We start from the raw sequence: 17862 nt of genomic DNA on the forward strand, positions 1-17862 counted from the left end.
CTCAGGACTCCTGTGCTTCGAAGGTCTGGTAGTCGTCGAGGAAACGGCCGAGCAGGCCGGTGAGGGCCTGCCGGTCGTCGGGGCTCCACGAGGCCAGCACGGTGGCGATGACGTGCGCGCGACGGCGTCGCTCGGTCTCGATCACGCGGACGCCCTCGTCCGTCGCGGCGAGAAGGGAGGCGCGCCCGTCGCCGGGGTCGGCGCGCCGCTCGATGAGACCCGCCTTGACCAGGCCGGACACCTGCCGGCTGATCGTGGAGGGGTCGGAGTGGAAGGTGGCGGCGACCTCGCCGGCCCGTTGCGGGCCGCCGAAGTGGAGGTGGGCCAGCACGTGGTAGCCGGCCATGTCGACGATCATCTCGGGTCGGTGCCGTTCACCGGACCGCTTCACCTGGCGGACCAGTAGGAACAGCTCCCGGACGATCGAGTCGGCGAGCTCCAGGTCGGCGTCGGCGGGCTCGGCGGTGGCAGCCTGTGCGGTGCTCATCGCGGACCCCCTCTCGGTAGTGCATGTATCACGCAACTAGTTGACTCGCGCAAGCATGCGCCGGTGCGTTGCGCAATGCAAAGCGATTGGCCGTGAGCTGCGCCACCTGATTACGGTGCGGATCGTGAGCACTCCACAGCGGATCCGGCTGCGTCGCACGAAGGGGTGGCGCAAACCCGACGGCGCGGTGCTCGTCACCCGGCCCGGACCGTGGGGCAACCCCTTCGACGTGCGCGAGATGGGGCGGGCGCCGGCCATCGCCGCGCACCGCCGCTGGCTGCTCGACGAGCGCCCCGACCTGGTCGAACGGGCCCGGACCGAGCTCGCGGGCAAGGACCTGTGCTGCTGGTGCGCCGAGGACGTGCCCTGCCACGCGGACACGCTGATCGAGGTGGCGAACCGGTGAGCGGCCCCGATGGGGTCGACCCGGACGGGATCGACACCGACGTGTTCGACCCGCGTGTGTTCGCCCGCGGGGTGCCGCACGACGCGCTGCGGCTGCTGCGCGACACCGTGCCCGTCTCCTGGCAGGACGAGCACGCCGTCGGCCCGTGGCCGGCCGGACCCGGGTTCTGGGCCGTCACCCGCTACGACGACGTCCGGCACGTCCTGCGCAGCCCGGCCGACTACTCGTCGTCGCTCGGGGCGACGCAGATCCGCGACCCCGACCCGGGCGATCTGCCGTTCCTGCGCCGGATGGTGCTCAACATGGACCCGCCGGAGCAGGTCCGGCTGCGGACGCTGGTCACCGGGGCGTTCACGCGTCGGCGGCTGGAGGGGTTCGCCGCCGCGGTGCAGCGCCGCGCCGACGCGCTCCTGGACGCCGTGCGCGTCGGCGGCGGCTGCGAGCTCGTCGGGCAGGTCACCGACGAGTTCCCGCTGCAGAACCTGTCCGACCTGCTCGGCGTGCCGGTCGAGGACCGCCCGATGCTGCTGCACTGGACGAACCGGGTGATCGGCTACCAGGACCCGGACCACGCGGCCGAGGGCCCGCCGGTGAACCCGCGCTCCCCGGCCGCGCTGGCCGACATGTTCGGCTACGCCGACGCCCTCGCCGAGCGCAAACGCGCCGAGCCCGGCGACGACGTCATGACCGCGCTGGTGCACGCCGAGGTCGACGGCCGCGCGCTCACCGGCCCCGAGCTGCACATGTTCTTCTTCCTGCTGGTCATCGCGGGCAACGACACGGTGCGCAGCGCACTGCCGGGCGGGGTGCTCGCGCTCGTCGGGCACCCCGACGCCTACGCCCGGCTGCGCGCGGAACCGGAGCTGCTGCCGTCGGCGGTCGAGGAGATCCTGCGCTGGCACCCGCCGGTGCTGACGTTCCGCCGGACCGCCACCCGCGACCACGTCCTGAACGGGGCGGAGATCGCGGCGGGGGACAAGGTCGTCGTCTACCACTGCTCGGCGCACCGCGACGAGCGCCGCTTCGCCGACCCGGACACCTTCGACATCACCCGCACCCCGAACGAGCACCTGGCGTTCGGGCAGGGGCCGCACCTGTGCCTGGGCGCGCACTTCGCCCGGATGCAGATGCGGGCCTTCCTCACCGCGTTCCTGCGCCTGCCCCCGGCCCGGCTCGACGGCGAGGTGCGCCGTCTGACCTCCAACTTCATCAACGGGACGACCCGGCTGCCGCTCGCGTGGTGATCGGCCACTAGCGTGCGGTGCGATCACGCATCGCGCCCGGAGGGACACCGCCCGTGCCGCTCGCCCGTCACCTTCTCGGACCGGCCCTGCTGGTCGCGACCGCCGCCCTGCTCGCGGGGTGCGCCCAGCCGGGGCAGCTCGGCCACGAGGGCGAGGCCGCCCCGTCGGCGTCCGCCGCCCCCGCGCCGACCACGGAGCCCGCGGTCCCCGGCGTCCCGGACGTGCCGGTCACACAGGCGGGCTCCGACGCCCAGGGGCGCCTCGACCGCCCGGTCGACATCTCCACGCCCGGCCCCGCCGAGCTGCTCGTGCGCACCGAGGTGCTGCAGCCGGGCCAGGCGAGCGGCTGGGTCCGCCATCCCGGCACGGTGATCTCCGTCGTGCGGTCCGGCACGGTGACCGTGCAGCGTGCCGACTCCTGCGAGCCGCGCCCGTTCGGCCCGGGGGAGGCGTTCTTCCTGGAGGACGGCAGGCCCAACGAGCTGCGCAACGACGGCCCGGACCCGGTCGTGCTGACCCGCTCGGAGCTGCTGGCCCCCGGCGCCCCGGAACGCGAGCCCGCCGAGCCCGCCTGCTGAGGCCCTTGCCCGTCCCCGCACCGCCGGGTGGCCCCGCACGTCCTCGCACCGCCGGGTGGCCCGCGCGCGGATACTCGGTTCTGTCGGCCCCCTGTGGGAACATCGTGGGCGGTACCGGGGCAGGGGAGCGGACACCTTGACGACGAAGACGGTCATCGCGGCGGACTACCGCGAATGGCAGGTGAGCCGGCGGATCGAGTGGACCACGCCGGCGGTCGGTGACGAGTTCGAGCACGACGTCGATGCGGGTAACGGCGCGGTCGTGCTGGTCCTCAGCACGCTGGCGTTCTTCTGGCTGGTCCTCATCGTCTGGGTGCCCAGCGGGGTGGTCTTCCCCTGGTTCTACTGGCTCGTCGTCATCGTCGGACTGGGCTTCTTCCCGTTCCGCTGGCTGCTGCGCAGGCCGTTCACGATCACCGCGAAGACCCAGGGCGGCTACGACCTGCCCCCGGAGAAGTGGACGGGCATGGTGCGCGGGCTCGCCACCGCACGCGAGGAGACCAAGGTGGTCGTGCGCAGCCTCAAGAACCGCTCGACGCCCGGCCACGCGGACAGCCCGCTGCAGCCGATCAACTAGGAGTCGCGGTGCCCGAACTGCCCGAGGTGGAGGCCCTGGCCCACCACCTGCGTGAGCACGCCGTGTACCGCCCGGTGGCCCGGGTGGACCTGGCCTCGATGAGCGCGCTGAAGACGTTCGATCCGCCGATGTCGGCGCTGGTGGGCCGGGTGGTGACCGGGGCGTCGCGGTTCGGGAAGTTCCTGTCGGTCGACTTCGACGACCGCCCCGACACCGGCCCGCTGCACCTGGTGACGCACCTGTCCCGGGCCGGCTGGCTGCGCTGGCACACCACCGCGGGCGTCACCCCGCCCAAACCGGGCCGCGGCCCGTTGCAGCTGCGGGTGCACCTCGACCAGGTCGGCGGGCCGGGCTTCGACCTCACCGAGCAGGGCACCCAGAAGCGGCTCGCCGTCTACCTGGTGGACGACCCGGCGCAGGTCCCGGGCATCGCGAAGCTGGGGCCGGACGCACTGGAGCTGGGCCGGGCCGGCCTCGACGAGCTGCTCGACGGCGACAACCGCAGGCTCAAGACGCTGCTGGCCGACCAGTCCACGCTCGCCGGCATCGGCAACGCCTACTCCGACGAGATCCTGCACACCGCGCGCCTGTCGCCCTACGCCACCGCGTCCCGGCTCGACGCAGCCGCCCGGGACACCCTGTTCGAGTCGCTGCACGCCGTGCTGTCCGACGCGGTGGCCCGCTCGGTCGGCCAGGGCGCCGCCGAGCTCAAGGGGGAGAAGCGCTCCGGGCTGCGGGTGCACGCCCGCACCGGGCTGCCCTGCCCGGTCTGCGGCGACACCGTGCGCGAGGTGTCGTTCGCGGAGAGATCGTTCCAGTACTGTCCGACCTGCCAGACCGGGGGTAAACCGCTCGCCGACCGCCGCCTGTCCCGGTTGGTGCGCTAGTGGCGGGCGCGGGAACGGGGGTGCTCGCAGTCGTGGACGGATCCACCACGCTCACCCCGTCCATGGCGCTGCTGCTCGTGGTGGCGGTCGTCGTCGGCGTGGTCGCGGTGTTCTTCTTCCTGTGGCAGCGCAACCGGCGCAACACGATGGTCTCGCCGCTGGCCAAGGCCACGTTCTCCGCGCTGCACACGGTCGCGCTGGCCGCGCCGGTGCTGCGCGAGGGGCTGTCGTCGCGCTCGGCGTCGCAGGCGCTGCCGTACCTGCGCCAGCTGCTGGAGACCACGGCGATGGCGATGACCGACTCCCGCGGGACGGTCCTGGGCTGGGACGGCACCGCCGACCAGCACCAGCAGGACGTGCAGACGCTCGCCGACACGGTCGTCCGGACCGGCCGGATGGAGCTGATGAGCCACACCTCTATCAAGTGCAACCAGCCCGGCTGCGAGGTGCGGGGGATCGTCGTCGTCCCGCTGGAGAGCGACGGCAACATCATCGGCACGCTCGCCGCGCTCACCCCGTCGACGGCGGGTCCCCCGGTGCTGCGGGCCACCGGCGAGGTCGCGCGCTACGTGTCCAGCCAGCTGGAGCTCGCCGAGCTCGACGACTACCGGGCCCGGCTCAACCGCGCCGAGGTCCGCGCCCTGCGCGCCCAGATCTCGCCGCACTTCGTCTACAACGCGCTCACCACGATCGCCTCGTTCATCCGCACCGACCCGGCGCGGGCCCGTGAGCTGCTCATCGAGTTCGCCGACTTCACCCGGTACTCGTTCCGCTCGGCCGGTGAGTACACGACGCTGCTCGACGAGCTGAACAACATCGAGCGCTACGTCCGGCTGGAGAAGGCCCGCTTCGGGAACCGGCTCAACATCAAGCTCCAGATCGACCAGGAGGTGCAGAACGTCGTCCTGCCCTTCCTCGCGCTGCAGCCGCTGGTGGAGAACGCGGTCCGCCACGGGTTGTCCGGCAAGCCCAACGGCGGCACCGTCACCATCCGGGCGGAGAACGCCGGGTCGGAGTGCGTGATCGTCGTCGAGGACGACGGCGTCGGCATGGACCCGGCCCGGCTCAACGAGGACCTCGACGACGCCCACCTCTCCGGCGCGCACGTCGGCCTCGGCAACGTCGACGACCGCATGCGTTCCGCCTTCGGCGACAACTTCGGCCTCGTCGTCGACACCAACATCGGCGCCGGTATGAAGATCACGCTGCGGGTGCCGAAGTTTCGGGCGGGCATCCGGGCCTGACCGGCGGGCATCCGTGGGACCCTCCGGCGATCCGATGGGCCGTACGGGTGACCTGGGTGGTCGCGAGCTGTGCCGATCCGGTCACACCACGTCACCCTGTGCTCGCGCGTACGGTGGGACGGCATGGACGTCCTGCGTATTCCCGCGGCGGTGAGCTCCCGTCTGCCCGGCAGGCTGGGTGAGTCGGTCGGCCCTCCGGTGGTGTCGGTCGTGCGGATGCAGGGCGTCATCAGCGCCCAGGCCGCGCCGGTACCGCGCCAGGCGCTGAGCATCTCCTCGATGGAGAAGGTGCTGGAACGGGCGTTCGCGACCGAGCGGCTCGCCGCCGTCGCACTGGTGATCAACTCCCCGGGCGGCTCGCCGACCCAGTCCCAGCTGATCGGGGACCGCATCCGCTCGCTGGCGGCGGAGAAGGACGTGCCGGTGCTCGCGTTCTGCGAGGACGTCGCCGCGTCCGGTGGCTACTGGCTGGCCTGCGCCGCCGACGAGATCTACGCCTGCTCCACCTCGATCGTCGGCTCGATCGGCGTGATCAGCGCCGGGTTCGGGCTCGACGGCCTGATCGAGCGGTGGGGCGTCTCCCGGCGGCTGCACACCGCGGGCGGGTCGAAGTCGAGGCTGGACCCGTTCCTTCCCGAGCGGTCCGAGGACGTCGCCTGGCTCACCGGCCTGCAGGAACAGCTGCACGACCGGTTCACCGGATGGGTGCGCGAGCGGCGCGGCGACCGGCTCGCGACCGGCACCGAGCTGTTCGACGGCGAGGTGTGGCTGGGCGAGCGGGCCCGCGAGCTGGGCCTGGTGGACGGCATCGGCAGCGCCCACGACGTCCTGACCGAACGCTTCCCCGACGCCGAGCAGCGCCCGGTGGAGCAGCGCAGGCCGCTGCTCGCCCGCCTCGGCGCGGGCGGGTCCGCGGCCCAGGCCGGCCTCTCCGGCGGTATCGCCGGGGCCGGGCACGAGCTGCTCTCCGCCCTCGAGACGCGGGCGGCGTGGGCCCGTTACGGGCTGTGACACCGGTGACCGTGCGTACCACGGCCGAGCTGCACCCCGTGTCCGGACGGTCACCGATCCGGTTCGTGCCCTGGCATCACGCGCGTCGGCACGTCACCATGGTCGCGGCGCCGGGCGATCATCGAGCGGATGGGCTTCCCGGCGCAGGCCCGGAAGCAGGATGAGGAGATCGTGGACAGCAACGACACCACTCGCGGACTGGTCGTTCTCGCGGTGGACGACGAGCAGCCCGCGCTCGAGGAGATGGCCTACCTGCTCGACGAGGACCCGCGCGTCGCGACGGTCCTCAAGGCCGGCGAGTCCACCGAGGCCCTGCGCATCCTGAACGGCCGCCGGGCCGGGGCGGCCGCGGGAGCCGGCGCGGGGGGCGGCGCGGACGTCGCCGAGCAGACCGACATCGACGCCGTGTTCCTCGACATCCGCATGCCCGGTCTCGACGGCCTGGAGCTGGCCCGGGTGCTGCAGAACATGGCCGTGCAGCCCGCGATCGTCTTCGTCACCGCGCACGACGACCGCGCGGTCGACGCCTACGACGTCGGTGCCATCGACTACCTCCTCAAGCCGCTGCGCACCGAGCGCCTCTCCGCCGCACTCGACCGGATCCTGTCGACCCGGCGCAGCGGGCCGGTCGAGACCGTGCGCGAGGAGACCGGCGGCGACGACGAGGTCATCCCCGTCGAGCTGGCCGGCACCACGAAGCTGGTACCGCGGTCCGCCGTGCGCTACGTCGAGGCGCAGGGCGACTACGCCCGGCTGCACACCACCGAGGGCAGCCACCTCGTCCGGATCCCGCTGTCGGTGCTCGAGGACCGCTGGCGCGACGCCGGCTTCGTGCGCATCCACCGCTCGTTCCTGGTGGCGCTGCCGCTGGTCACCGAGCTGCGGCTGGCCGGGTCCGGCTACGTCGTGCGCATCGGATCCGGCCCGGAGACCGCGGAGCTGCCGGTCAGCCGTCGGCACACCCGTGAACTGAAGGACCGCCTCGTCCGCGCGACCAAGCAGGCGTGGAGCCAGAGGTGAGCAGGTCCACCGGCGGCGTCTCGCCGTCGGTGCGTCCGCAGTCCGACCGGGCCGCGGACGATCTCGACGGGTCCGACCGGCCCGGCACCGAGCCCGACGCGACGGTCGCCGGGTCCCGTGCGGACCAGGGCTCCGCCGCGCCCGAGGAGCGTCCGGACCCCGCACGGTCGCGCCCGTACCCCGACGGCGCCGTCGCCGGACTCGACGCCTGGAACCCGGCGCTCGAGCACCGCAACCGCCGCGTCGCCCTCGCGCCGGAGCCGTCCGGGAACGCCATCCCGGCCCAGCCGCGTGGCTCGTTCGCGTCCGGTCCGCACCCGCGGCCGGCCGGCGGGTACGGCGCGCCCGGGTCCGCCGGCCCGTCCGCCGCGCTGCCGCACGGCCCGGTGCCGGGGTCCGGTGCGCCCGACGACCGTGGACGGCCCGCACCGGCCCGGCCGGACGCCGGTGGCACCCCGTCCGACCGTTCTGCTCCGGGGTCCTCCTCCGGCCGGTCCGGCTCGGCCCGGCCGGTCGCCGGTGCGTCCGGCCCCGAGCGGTCCGGGTCCGGCCGCGCCGGTGGCGGCTCCGTGCCGAGCCCCGGCCCCCGGCCGACACCCCGCCCGGAACCGACCCCCCGCCCGGAACCGACCCCCCGCCTGGAATCGACCGCCGGTCCGGAATCGACCGCCGGTCCGGGACCGACCGCCGGACCGGGGCCCGAGGGGGCCGTCGCGCGCGCTGCCGGTGCTGCTCCGGCTGCGCCCGCACCCGCCGCGCCCGCACCCGCCATTGGCCCCGTCCCCGGCGGCCCGACGCCCGACAGCGCCGCGCCCGGTGACACCGCCTCCGCTTCCGCCCCCGGCAACCGCGTCCACGGCCGCCCGGATACCGGCACCCGGGCGCCCGGCACCCAGGGACCGGGCAGCCAGGGACCGGGCAGCCAGGGACCGGGCAGCCAGGGGCCCGGCGACCCGGGCTCCGGCGACCGGGCCGTCGGTGACCGGGACGCGACCGCAGCGACCGGGGGCCGCGCCGCCCGCCGGGCCCGCCGCGCGGTCGAGGAACCCGCCGACGACAGCGGCGCCGGCTGGCTCCAGGCCGAGATCGCCCGTCGCGTCGCGGACCGGGCCGGGGGGACCGGCCGGCACGCCCGCGTCGACCCGGCCGGGCCGCGACCGCGGGACGGCGGGCAGCCCGACCACCACGACGCTCCGGCCCCCGATGTCGACCACGCCGACCCGCCCCGCGGTGCGGCCGCCCGTGGCGTCGCGAACCCGGCCGGAACCGCCGGAACCGCCGGGACCGGTGCGGCCGCCGCGTCGTCGCCCGTCGCGCCCGCCCCGGCCGACCCACGCCCGCAGGACGACGCCCGGCACGACGACGCCCGGCACGACGGCACCCCGCAGGACGACGCCCCGCACGACGGCGTCCGCACCCCCGACGTCCGCACCCCCGACGTCGGCGACCCGGATGCCCGCGACTCCGACGACCCCGACGCGCGCGAGACCTACGCCCGGCCCGTCCACCCCACCCGCTCCCGCCCGGCCCGGACCCGCACGAACCTCGTGCCGGACCCCTACGCCCCGGAGGGTGTGCGCCCCGGCGACGGCTGGCCGTCCGCCCCGGGCGTGACCCCGGCACCGGGCGTCGCCGACAGCGGGAAGCAGTGGCCCCCCTCGAGCGGCGGCTCCGGCCTGCCCCAGCGCGTCCCGGGCGCGACGTCGTGGTCGAACACCTGGTCCCCCGACCGCAGCGCGCTCCTGGCGGGCACCACCGACACGACCGGCGCCCCCGGGACCGGGGGCGCGACCGGCACGGCCGACGCCACGGACAGCACGGCCGGCGCCGACACGGCCCGCGGCCCGGACACGGCCGACACCCACGGCACGGACGGCACCGCGATCCGGGCCCGTACCGGGACCGGGGACACGACCGTCGTCGCACCGGACGACCGGCTGCGTCCCGAGGAGTCCCCCGAGACCCGTCCGGTCCCCACCCGCTGGTCCGCGGCGGGACGGCGCGGCCCCGTCGCACCGATGCCGTACCGCCCCGCGGACTCCGACGACCACTTCGGCGTCGAGGACGCCGCCGCCGACCGTGCCGACGACGAGCTGGACGACGACCTCCCCGACGAGGACGAGCTCGACGAGGAGCTCGACGAGCTGCGCGGCGGCCCCCTCGAACGCACCGAGGTCATCTGGCGCGCCCCCGAGGTCGACGTCGTCGCCCCGGCTCCCGAGCCGTCGGTCGAGCCCGGGCCGGAGCCGTTCGCCCCGGCCGCCGCGGCGCCCTACACCGGGGCCCGCCCGCGCCCGTTCTCCGCGGAGCCGACCGACCCGCCCGCCGCCGTCGAGGAGCTCGACGACGCCGACGGCGAGGGGCCCGGCGCCGGACGCGTCCGCGTCGTGCTCTCCGAACGCCGCTCGACCGCGCAGTCCTCGCGCGGGCTGTCCGACGTGCAGGACCCCGGCGCCGTCGGCACCCTGCTGCGCAACTCCCTGGTCCGCACCCAGCTGCTGCTCGCGCTGCGGGTCAGCGTCGTCGCGCTGATCGGGCTGGGCGTGCTGCCCGCGCTGTTCATCGCGGTCCCGGTGATCGGCCAGGTCGAGGTGCTCGGCATCCGGCTGCCCTGGCTGCTGCTCGGCGTGCTCGTCTACCCGTTCCTGCTGGGCCTGGGCTGGTGGTACGTGAGCTCCGCGGAGGCGGCGGAACAAGACTTCGCCGACGACGTGGCCGATCGATGAGCCTGACCGCGATCCTGTCGCTGGTCGCGATCGTCCTGGTGGCGGTCGCGTCCGCCGTGATCGGCTCCGTCGCCCACCGGACCCGGCTGACCTCGGACTTCCTCGTCGCGTCCCGGTCGGTGCCGTCACGGCTCAACGCCGGCGCGATCTCCGGCGAGTACCTGTCCGCGGCGTCGTTCCTCGGCATCGCGGGCCTGATCCTCGTCCAGGGCGTCGACGCGCTCTGGTACGCCGTCGGCTACACCGCCGGCTACCTGTTCCTGCTGCTGTTCGTCGCCGCGCCGCTGCGCCGGTCGGGTGCCTACACCGTCCCCGACTTCGCCGACGCCCGGCTCGCCTCGCCGATGCTGCGCAAGGTGTGCGCGGCCGTCGTCATCGTCATCTGCTGGCTCTACCTGCTGCCGCAGCTGCAGGGCGCCGGGCTGACCGTCGGCATCGTCACCGGTCTGCCCGACTGGATCGGCTCCGGCGCGGCCGGGGTGATCGTGGTCGCCACCGTCGCGCTCGGCGGGATGCGGTCCGTGACGTTCGTGCAGGCGTTCCAGTACTGGTTCAAGCTGACCGCGCTCGCCGTGCCCGCCGTGATCGGCCTGGCCGTGTGGCTCGGCGACGGCCACACCTTCGCCCGTGACGAGCCGCCGGAGTTCCGCGAGCCCACGACCGTCTCGGTCGCGACGCCGGTGACGCTGGAGGCGCGGCTGGCCGTCGACGTCGTCGCCCGCGGCACCGTCGACGGTCAGGCCGTCGACGGCCCGCTGCGCTGGGTCGCCGGGTCCACCCACGAGGTCACCGCCGGGACCGAGCTGCGCTTCGCGGCGGGCGACCCGGTACCGGTCACCCGCGGCGCCCCCACCGACGACGAGAGCTGGCTGCGCCCGTTCACCGGCTCCGAGCAGCACCAGCTCCTCGCGACCTACTCGCTGATCCTCGCCACGTTCCTGGGGACCATGGGCCTGCCGCACGTGCTCGGCCGCTTCTACACCAACTCCGACGGCCGGGCGGCCCGGCGTAGCGCCGTGCTCGTCCTGGCGATGCTGGGCGGCTTCTACGTGCTGGTGACCCTGCTCGGCGTGCTGTCGCGGGTCTACACCCCGCAGCTGCTGGTCACCGGCCGCACCGACGCCGCGGTGCTGCTGCTCCCGACCGCGATCCTGGGCAGCGGGCTGCTCGGTGCGCTGGTGGGCGGCCTCGTCGCCGCGGGGGCGTGGGCCGCGTTCCTCTCGACGGCGTCGGGCCTGCTGGTCAGCCTGGCCAGCGTCGTGTCCACCGACGTGCTGCCCCGCCACGGCCGGATGACCCGGCGCTTCCCGCTGGCGACGGTGCTCGCCGGGGTGCCGCCGACGATCGTCGCGCTCGTGCCGACGGGCCTGAACTTCGCCGAGGCCGTCGCGCTCGTGTTCGCCGTCGCCGCGTCCACGTTCTGCCCGCTGCTGGTGCTGGGCATCTGGTGGCGTGGGCTGACCGACGTCGGCGCGATCGCCGGGGTCGTCGTCGGCGGGGTGGTGTCGGCCGGGGCGGTCGTCGCCGCGCTGGCCGGCGCCGACGTCTCCGGGCTCGGCCCGTCGGCCGGCTGGATCGGGGTCCTGCTGTACCGGCCGGCGATCGTCAGCGTGCCGCTGGCGTTCGCGACGATGGCGCTGGTCTCCTGGTTCACCCGGGCGCGCCGCCCCGCCGATGCCGGCCAGGTGCTCCTGCGCCTGCACGCACCCGAACGACTGGGTCTCATGCGGGACCGATTGGACGACAGGGCCTGACCGCTCTCCCCCGAACGGGTCTACACAGCGTCACCGTTCGGACGGGTCGGTTCGTCCGGACCGGGGTTCTTCGTCGGTAACGGCACGCAACGACGTTCCCCGATGCGATACCCCGTCGTTGTTCCGGGTGAAGTGTGTCCCCCGGGGGCGCGCCGCGGTCCCCCGGCCACGACGCGGCCCGGCTCCCCGCAGCACGACCCGAAAGGAACCGGCGCCATGAGCAGCCCCGCAGAGCGCTCGGCCGGCACGATCTACCAGCAGGTCCAGGCGAGTCCCGAGTTCCGGGCGTACCGCAGCCGTCTCCGGCGCTACGTGTTCCCGATGACCGCGATCTTCCTCGCCTGGTATCTCGCGTACGTCGGTCTCGCCAGCTACGCCCCCGAGTTCATGTCCACCCGGGTCGTCGGGACGATCACGGTCGGGCTGCTCGTCGGCCTCGGCCAGTTCGTCTCCACCTTCCTGATCACGACCCTGTACGTCCGGTTCGCCGAGCGTGAGATCGACGGCCCGACCGCCGAGCTGCGCGCCCGGGTCGAGCAGGCGGAGGTGCGCGCATGACCACGTCGGTACTGGCCCAGGCCGAGTCGGTCGGCTCGGTCACCGCGAACCTCGGGTTCTTCCTGCTGTTCGTGATCGTGACCCTGATGATCGTGCTGCGGGTCAGCCGCACGAACGCCACGCGTGCCGACTACTACACCGGTGGCCACGCGTTCACCGGCCCGCAGAACGGCACCGCGATCGCCGGTGACTTCCTGTCCGCGGCCTCGTTCCTCGGCATCGCCGGGGCCATCGCGCTCTACGGCTACGACGGCTTCCTCTACTCCATCGGCTTCCTCGTCGGCTGGCTGATGGCGCTCCTGCTCGTCGCGGAGCTGCTGCGCAACACCGGCCGCTTCACGATGGGCGACGTCCTGGCGTTCCGGATGCGCCAGCGCCCGGTCCGCGCGGCCGCCGCGACCTCGACGCTGGTCGTCTCGCTCTTCTACCTGATCGCGCAGATGGCCGGGGCCGGCGGGCTGATCTCGCTGATGCTGCAGATCCCGAAGACCGACAAGCTGGCGCAGGCGCTGGTGATCGTCGTCGTCGGCGGCCTGATGGTCTTCTACGTGCTGTTCGGCGGCATGAAGGGCACCACCTGGGTGCAGATCATCAAGGCCGGTCTGCTGCTCACCGGTGCCGCCGTGCTCACCACCTGGGTGCTCGGCCGCTACGGGTTCAACCTGTCCGCGGTGCTGGAGCAGGCCACCCGGAACTCCGAGCACGGCGAGGCGATCCTCAACCCGGGCCTGCAGTACACGAACAAGATCGACTTCATCTCGCTGGGCCTCGCACTGGTGCTCGGCACGGCGGGTCTGCCGCACATCCTGATGCGCTTCTACACCGTGCCCTCGGCCAAGGAGGCCCGGCGCTCGGTGGTCTGGGCGATCTGGCTGATCGGCATCTTCTACCTGTTCACGCTGGTGCTCGGCTACGGCGCCACGGCGCTGCTGCCGCCGGGGACGATCACCCGCGCCAACCAGAACGACGCCGCGCCGCTGCTGGCCTACGCCCTCGGCGGCGAGATCATGCTCGGCCTCATCTCGGCGGTGGCGTTCGCGACGATCCTCGCGGTCGTCGCCGGTCTGACGATCACCGCGTCGGCCTCGTTCGCCCACGACGTCTACGCCAACGTGCTCCGCCGCGGCACCGCCACGCCGGACGCCGAGGTCAAGGTCGCCCGCACGACCGCGCTGGTCATCGGCCTGGTCGCGATCGGCGGCGGGATCGTCGCCAACGGCCAGAACGTCGCCTTCCTGGTGGCGCTGGCGTTCGCGGTCGCCGCGTCGGCGAACCTGCCGACGATCCTGTTCTCGCTGTTCTGGAAGCGGTTCAACACGACCGGCGCGCTGTGCAGCATCTACGGCGGCGTGATCGTCTGCGTGGGCCTCATCGTGATCTCCCCGGCGGTGTCCGGGTCCCCGACCTCGATGGTGCCGAACGTGGACTTCGCGTTCTTCCCGCTGTCCAACCCCGGCCTGGTGTCGATCCCGGTGTCGTTCGCGCTGGGCATCATCGGCACCTTCCTCGGCGGCCGCGAGCGGTTCAACGCCGCCCGCTACGCCGAGATGGAGGTCCGCTCGCTCACCGGTGCCGGTGCGGTGCGCGCGACCACCGCGCCGAAGGAGGCGCCGAAGCCGACCGCCGTGCCCGCCGAGGACCTCATCGGGATCCCCCGGCGCGAGGCCGAGGGTTCCGGCCGGCACCGCTCGCAGCCGCATCCGCAGCCCCGGCCGAACCCGGGGCCGCAGCGGCCGCAGACCAGCCGCCAGGCCGGTGAGCTGTTCGGCAACACCGGGCTGACCGGCACCCAGCCCGCGGTCGGGGCCGACGGGCGTCCGGACCGGTTCGGGACGGGGCGCAGGCCCGGGCCGCAGGGCACCGGCGGGTACCGCCCCGCGCAGGCCACCGGCGGGTACCGGGCCGTCCAGCCGCCGCTGAACCCGAACGAGGTGACGATCCCGCACGGGTCGCTCTACCGCGACGACGGCCGCTGACCCGCGCCGCTCACGGCGGGTTGACGGGGCGGCGTGGCAGGATGGCGCCATGTCCGACCCGGTTCCCGCCGTGAGCGTGTCCGATCTCCCCGCCGACGCCCCGATGCTGGACGTCCGCGAGCTCGACGAGTGGACCGCAGGGCACGCCCCGCACGCCCGTCACCTGCCGATGTCCGAGCTGGCCGGCCGGATGGGCGAGGTCCCCACCGACGACCCGCTCTACGTCGTCTGCCGCTCCGGTGGCCGGTCGGCCCGGGTCGTCGCCTACCTGGCCCAGCAGGGCTTCCCGGCGGTGAACGTCGAGGGCGGCATGCAGGACTGGGCCGCCCAGGGCCGCACGGTCGTGACCGACGACGGCAGCGCCCCCCGGATCGCCTGACCCGTGTCCGCGCCGGCGTCCCGACGGCCGGGCCCGCCGTGCCCGCGCTGCGGCCGGACGGCGCCCCCCGGCGGGGGTGCGTTCTGCCCGTGGTGCGGCCGGTACCTGGCCGCCCTGGACTGGGTGGCGACGACGCCCGGTGGGCCGGCCGCCGAGCCCACGGCCCGGCGGGACCGCTACGCCGGCCCGCCCCGCTACCGCGCCGTCCCGCGCTGGGGTCTCCCGGTGGGGCCCTGGCGGATCACGCCGGTCCCCGGTGAGGGCCCGCTCCGGCCGGTCGACCGGGCCCGCGCGCTGGCCGCGCAGCTCGTGCCCGTGCTGTGGGTGGTCGTCGTCGTGTCGGGGGTCGCCGCCGTCGCCGAGGTGTGGCGGTACGTGCTGCTGCTGTTCAGCCGGTCCGACGCGTTGTCCCCGGAGGCCGTCGGCGTCTCCGACGCGCTGGTGTGGTTCGGCGGCTGGTCCTCGGTGGTGGCGACGATCGCCGCCGGGGTGCTGATGATCTCGTGGAGCCTGTGGACCTACCGGGCCGCCGCGGACCGCGCGGGGACGCGCGCCTGGCGGAGCCGCCGCTGGGTCGTCGCGGGCTGGGTGGTGCCCGGCTGGAACCTGGTCGCGCCCGGTTCGCTGCTGGCCGAGACCGAGCATGCCGCGCTGGACCTGCCGCCGGAACGGCGGCCGTCGCCGTCGCGGGAGCTGCTGGTCTGGTGGGCGCTGTGGGGGGCGTGTGTGGTCCTCGGCGTGGTCGTCCTGGTCTGGCGGTTCCGCACCGGTACGCAGGCGCTGGCCGACGGGGTCGTCCTGCACGCCTGGGCCGACGTGCTCGCCGCGGTCACGGCGTGGCGCACGATCCGGGTCGTCCGCCTGCTCACCGCTCTGCTGGGGACGCGGGCGCAGGGTCCCCGGCAGCTGCTGGTGTCGGCGACGGCGGGTACGGCCGGCGCGGAGCCGGCGGTGCCGGTGGGAGCGGCGGCCCCGCGGGAAGCGCCGACGGCGGCACCGGTCCCGACCACGGCAGCGGACCCGGCGGGCTGAACCCGGGCGGGCTGGGCACCCGGGCGGTGTCCGGCCGCACCACCGGTGGGGATGCCGGTGCCGGTGCCGGTATGGGTGCGGGTGTCGGGTGAGCCGGCGGCGGCGCGGGGGTGACGGGCGTGGCCGCCCAGCCCGCCGAGCCGGGGCGGACCGCCGTCGACGGGCCGGCGGTCAGCGCGGCGTCGGAGACCTCCTCCAGCAGCTTGCGGACCCGCCGCACGGCCCGGTCGGGGCCGCGCACGACCACCGACAGGGCCAGCCGCCCGCCGTGCGGGTCGGCGACGGTGCGCAGCACGTGCCGGTCCGGGCCCGCCTCCAGGACGAGCCCGAGCCGCCCGCCCGCGTTCGGGGCGAGGGCCAGCGCGATCCGGACGAGCTCGGCGTGCGCCGCGCCGCGGACCTCGTCGCGGTGGTCGTGGGCCGAGGGGACCCCCCGGCCCGTCCGCCCGACGGCGGTGTCGGGCCCGCAGACGTCGAGCACCATCCCGCTGTCGACGTCGAGCAGGGCCGCCGAACGGATCCGCGGGTCGAAGAACAGCGGCCCGAGTACGGCGGCCAGCCCGTCGGTGCGCACGGCGACGGCGTGCCGGTGACGTCCCATCGGTCGTGTGGGTCGCGGGGGCCTCAGCGCTGCTGGGCGGGGAAGAACGCCTGGCCCTGCTGCTGCGGCGCACCGGCCTGCGGCGAGGTCATCGCGAACTGCTGCTCGATGACGCGCAGGTCGCGGCGGGCCATCGCCAGGTTGGCCTGGGCGCGGTTGAGCACGAGGTAGAAGAACAGCTGCTCGTCGGTGCCGCGGATGATCCGGATCAGGTGGTACTGGGTGTCGAGGGTGATCAGGATGTCCTCGATGTTCTCGCGCAGCCCCAGCTTCTGCATGACCTCGAGCTTGGTCCGGACGACGTCGGAGTTGCCGGGCGCGGCGACGTCGAGGTCGAACTCGGGGCTTCCCCCGCGCGACCCCAGGGTCATGCCGCTGTCGAAGTCGACGATCGCGACCGCGAACGCGCCCTTGATGTTGGCGGCCATGTCCAGGGAACGATCGATGTTGTTCATCTCAGGTGCCTTCCGCGCAGCAACCGCCGCGACGATCTCGGGGAGCCCGCGCCGCGATCCTGTTCCGCATTCCGCGGAAAATGATCTCAGTTCTTTCCGGCGCCGGGGCGGACAACGATAACGCGCAATTCCGGAGCGTCAACACCCTGTCGTCACCCGGTGGTCGACGACGGGTCCAGACGGCGCAGCGCGGCGAGGATCCGGGCCATGGTGCCGAGGTCGTCGGCCCACCGGCCGCCCTCCGGGACGGCTCCGGCGTGCGCGTCGTCACCGTCGGCCGCGGCAGGGGGCTGGGCCGGTTCGGACGGCTCGGCGGGGCCGGGCGCCCGCCGGGGGAGCGGGACGGCCGGTGCCGGGGTGCGCTCGGCGTCCGGCACCGGCGACGGCCTCGGCACCGCGACCGTCGCCGGTGGGGGGTCCGCGGGCCCGGGCGGCGACACCGCGGGCGCGGCCGGGCGGACCCGCATCACCGGACGTGCCGGGGCCGCGGCCGGCGCGACGGGCGGCGTTGTGACCTGCGGATCCGTCCGTACCGGGGTCCTGCCGGGTGGACGCAGCGCCCGCCGGAGGAGCGCGACGGGGCTGCCGGACCGGTCGAGGTGGGCGTAGGCGAGCAGCGGGGCCGCGCCGTCGCGGGGCAGCGCCCGCAGGAGGTGGTGGTCGCCCTCCCGGGTGGTGATCACCGCATCCTCGAACACCGGCCCCGGTCCCTCGGCGACGACCTGCGCGGCGCCCCAGCCGAGCACCTCGGCGAGGCCGGGCACGGCACGCCCGCCGGCGTCCGCGACGAGCTCGCCGGTGGCGGGATCGGCGACGCAGGCGTACCCCGTCCCCGGCACGCCGAGAACGGTCCGCAGCAGTTCCGACCACGATTCCATCGCTGTCGATTCCACCACGTCGTCCGATGGTCGTCGACGTCGGTTCCGG

Annotated in this window: 16 protein-coding genes and 1 pseudogene; 14 read left to right on the forward strand and 3 right to left on the reverse strand. The window is 74.7% G+C overall.

Going from position 1 to position 17862, the window contains the following annotated elements; all coding sequences use genetic code 11:
* Position 1: 1 nt before the first annotated feature.
* Complete coding sequence (locus KPL57_RS33005) at positions 2-487, reverse strand: MarR family winged helix-turn-helix transcriptional regulator (protein WP_226354514.1); 486 nt, start codon at positions 485-487, stop codon at positions 2-4.
* 124 nt (positions 488-611) lie between these two features.
* Between KPL57_RS33005 and KPL57_RS33010 the strand changes: the two genes are divergently transcribed.
* From KPL57_RS33010 to KPL57_RS70510, 14 genes and pseudogenes are all read left to right on the forward strand, one after another.
* On the forward strand, positions 612-893 hold the full coding sequence (locus KPL57_RS33010) for a DUF4326 domain-containing protein (protein WP_226354515.1): 282 nt from the start codon (positions 612-614) through the stop codon (positions 891-893).
* Entirely contained in the window at positions 890-2137 is a 1248-nt protein-coding gene (locus KPL57_RS33015; RefSeq protein WP_226354516.1) for a cytochrome P450, read from the forward strand. The genes KPL57_RS33010 and KPL57_RS33015 overlap by 4 nt, the downstream gene beginning before the upstream one ends.
* A 53-nt stretch (positions 2138-2190) precedes the next feature.
* Positions 2191-2715, forward strand: coding sequence for a cupin domain-containing protein (locus KPL57_RS70505; RefSeq protein WP_226354517.1), 525 nt, complete (start codon positions 2191-2193; stop codon positions 2713-2715).
* Positions 2716-2851: 136 nt separating this feature from the next.
* Positions 2852-3292 (forward strand): hypothetical protein, encoded by a 441-nt coding sequence (locus tag KPL57_RS33025; RefSeq protein ID WP_226354518.1) that lies wholly within the window; start codon positions 2852-2854, stop codon positions 3290-3292.
* An 8-nt stretch (positions 3293-3300) separates the two neighbouring features.
* Positions 3301-4179 (forward strand): DNA-formamidopyrimidine glycosylase family protein, encoded by an 879-nt coding sequence (locus KPL57_RS33030; RefSeq protein WP_226354519.1) that lies wholly within the window; start codon positions 3301-3303, stop codon positions 4177-4179.
* Positions 4180-4211: 32 nt separating this feature from the next.
* Entirely contained in the window at positions 4212-5423 is a 1212-nt protein-coding gene (locus tag KPL57_RS33035) for a sensor histidine kinase (protein WP_226354520.1), read from the forward strand.
* A 123-nt stretch (positions 5424-5546) separates the two neighbouring features.
* Positions 5547-6434, forward strand: coding sequence for a S49 family peptidase (locus KPL57_RS33040; protein ID WP_226354521.1), 888 nt, complete (start codon positions 5547-5549; stop codon positions 6432-6434).
* Between the two features lie 171 nt (positions 6435-6605).
* On the forward strand, positions 6606-7454 hold the full coding sequence (locus KPL57_RS33045; RefSeq protein ID WP_208820466.1) for a LytTR family DNA-binding domain-containing protein: 849 nt from the start codon (positions 6606-6608) through the stop codon (positions 7452-7454).
* Positions 7451-10180 carry a hypothetical protein gene (locus KPL57_RS33050; RefSeq protein ID WP_226354522.1) on the forward strand — a complete coding sequence of 910 codons (2730 nt, stop codon included), beginning with the start codon at positions 7451-7453 and terminating at the stop codon, positions 10178-10180. The genes KPL57_RS33045 and KPL57_RS33050 overlap by 4 nt, the downstream gene beginning before the upstream one ends.
* On the forward strand, positions 10177-11934 hold the full coding sequence (locus KPL57_RS33055; RefSeq protein WP_226354523.1) for a cation acetate symporter: 1758 nt from the start codon (positions 10177-10179) through the stop codon (positions 11932-11934). The genes KPL57_RS33050 and KPL57_RS33055 overlap by 4 nt, the downstream gene beginning before the upstream one ends.
* Before the next feature lie 216 nt (positions 11935-12150).
* Entirely contained in the window at positions 12151-12492 is a 342-nt protein-coding gene (locus KPL57_RS33060) for a DUF485 domain-containing protein (RefSeq protein WP_226354524.1), read from the forward strand.
* Positions 12489-14081: pseudogene (locus KPL57_RS33065) on the forward strand (cation acetate symporter); the annotation flags it as partial. The gene KPL57_RS33060 and the pseudogene KPL57_RS33065, both read left to right, overlap by 4 nt.
* Before the next feature lie 436 nt (positions 14082-14517).
* Positions 14518-14847: a rhodanese-like domain-containing protein gene (locus KPL57_RS33070; RefSeq protein ID WP_062399145.1), complete on the forward strand. Its 330-nt coding sequence runs from the start codon at positions 14518-14520 to the stop codon at positions 14845-14847.
* 3 nt (positions 14848-14850) lie between these two features.
* A complete protein-coding gene (locus KPL57_RS70510; protein ID WP_308253065.1) occupies positions 14851-15879 on the forward strand; it encodes a DUF4328 domain-containing protein in 1029 nt (342 codons plus the stop codon).
* A 624-nt stretch (positions 15880-16503) separates the two neighbouring features.
* On the opposite strand, the gene KPL57_RS33085 is transcribed toward KPL57_RS70510, so the two are convergent.
* Positions 16504-16935 (reverse strand): hypothetical protein, encoded by a 432-nt coding sequence (locus KPL57_RS33085; protein ID WP_226354526.1) that lies wholly within the window; start codon positions 16933-16935, stop codon positions 16504-16506.
* A 152-nt stretch (positions 16936-17087) separates the two neighbouring features.
* A complete protein-coding gene (locus KPL57_RS33090; RefSeq protein WP_226356732.1) occupies positions 17088-17774 on the reverse strand; it encodes a hypothetical protein in 687 nt (228 codons plus the stop codon).
* Positions 17775-17862 lie beyond the last annotated feature (88 nt).

Source organism: Pseudonocardia sp. ICBG601 (assembly GCF_020496245.1).

What these genes read in the sequence shown, in the direction of transcription:
- KPL57_RS33005 (WP_226354514.1), bottom strand. Translation starts at nt 487, where the DNA reads ATGAGCACCGCACAGGCTGCCACCGCCGAGCCCGCCGACGCCGACCTG.
- KPL57_RS33060 (WP_226354524.1), top strand. Translation starts at nt 12,151, where the DNA reads ATGAGCAGCCCCGCAGAGCGCTCGGCCGGCACGATCTACCAGCAGGTC.
- KPL57_RS33055 (WP_226354523.1), top strand. Translation starts at nt 10,177, where the DNA reads ATGAGCCTGACCGCGATCCTGTCGCTGGTCGCGATCGTCCTGGTGGCG.
- KPL57_RS33085 (WP_226354526.1), bottom strand. Translation starts at nt 16,935, where the DNA reads ATGAACAACATCGATCGTTCCCTGGACATGGCCGCCAACATCAAGGGC.
- KPL57_RS33040 (WP_226354521.1), top strand. Translation starts at nt 5,547, where the DNA reads ATGGACGTCCTGCGTATTCCCGCGGCGGTGAGCTCCCGTCTGCCCGGC.
- KPL57_RS33070 (WP_062399145.1), top strand. Translation starts at nt 14,518, where the DNA reads ATGTCCGACCCGGTTCCCGCCGTGAGCGTGTCCGATCTCCCCGCCGAC.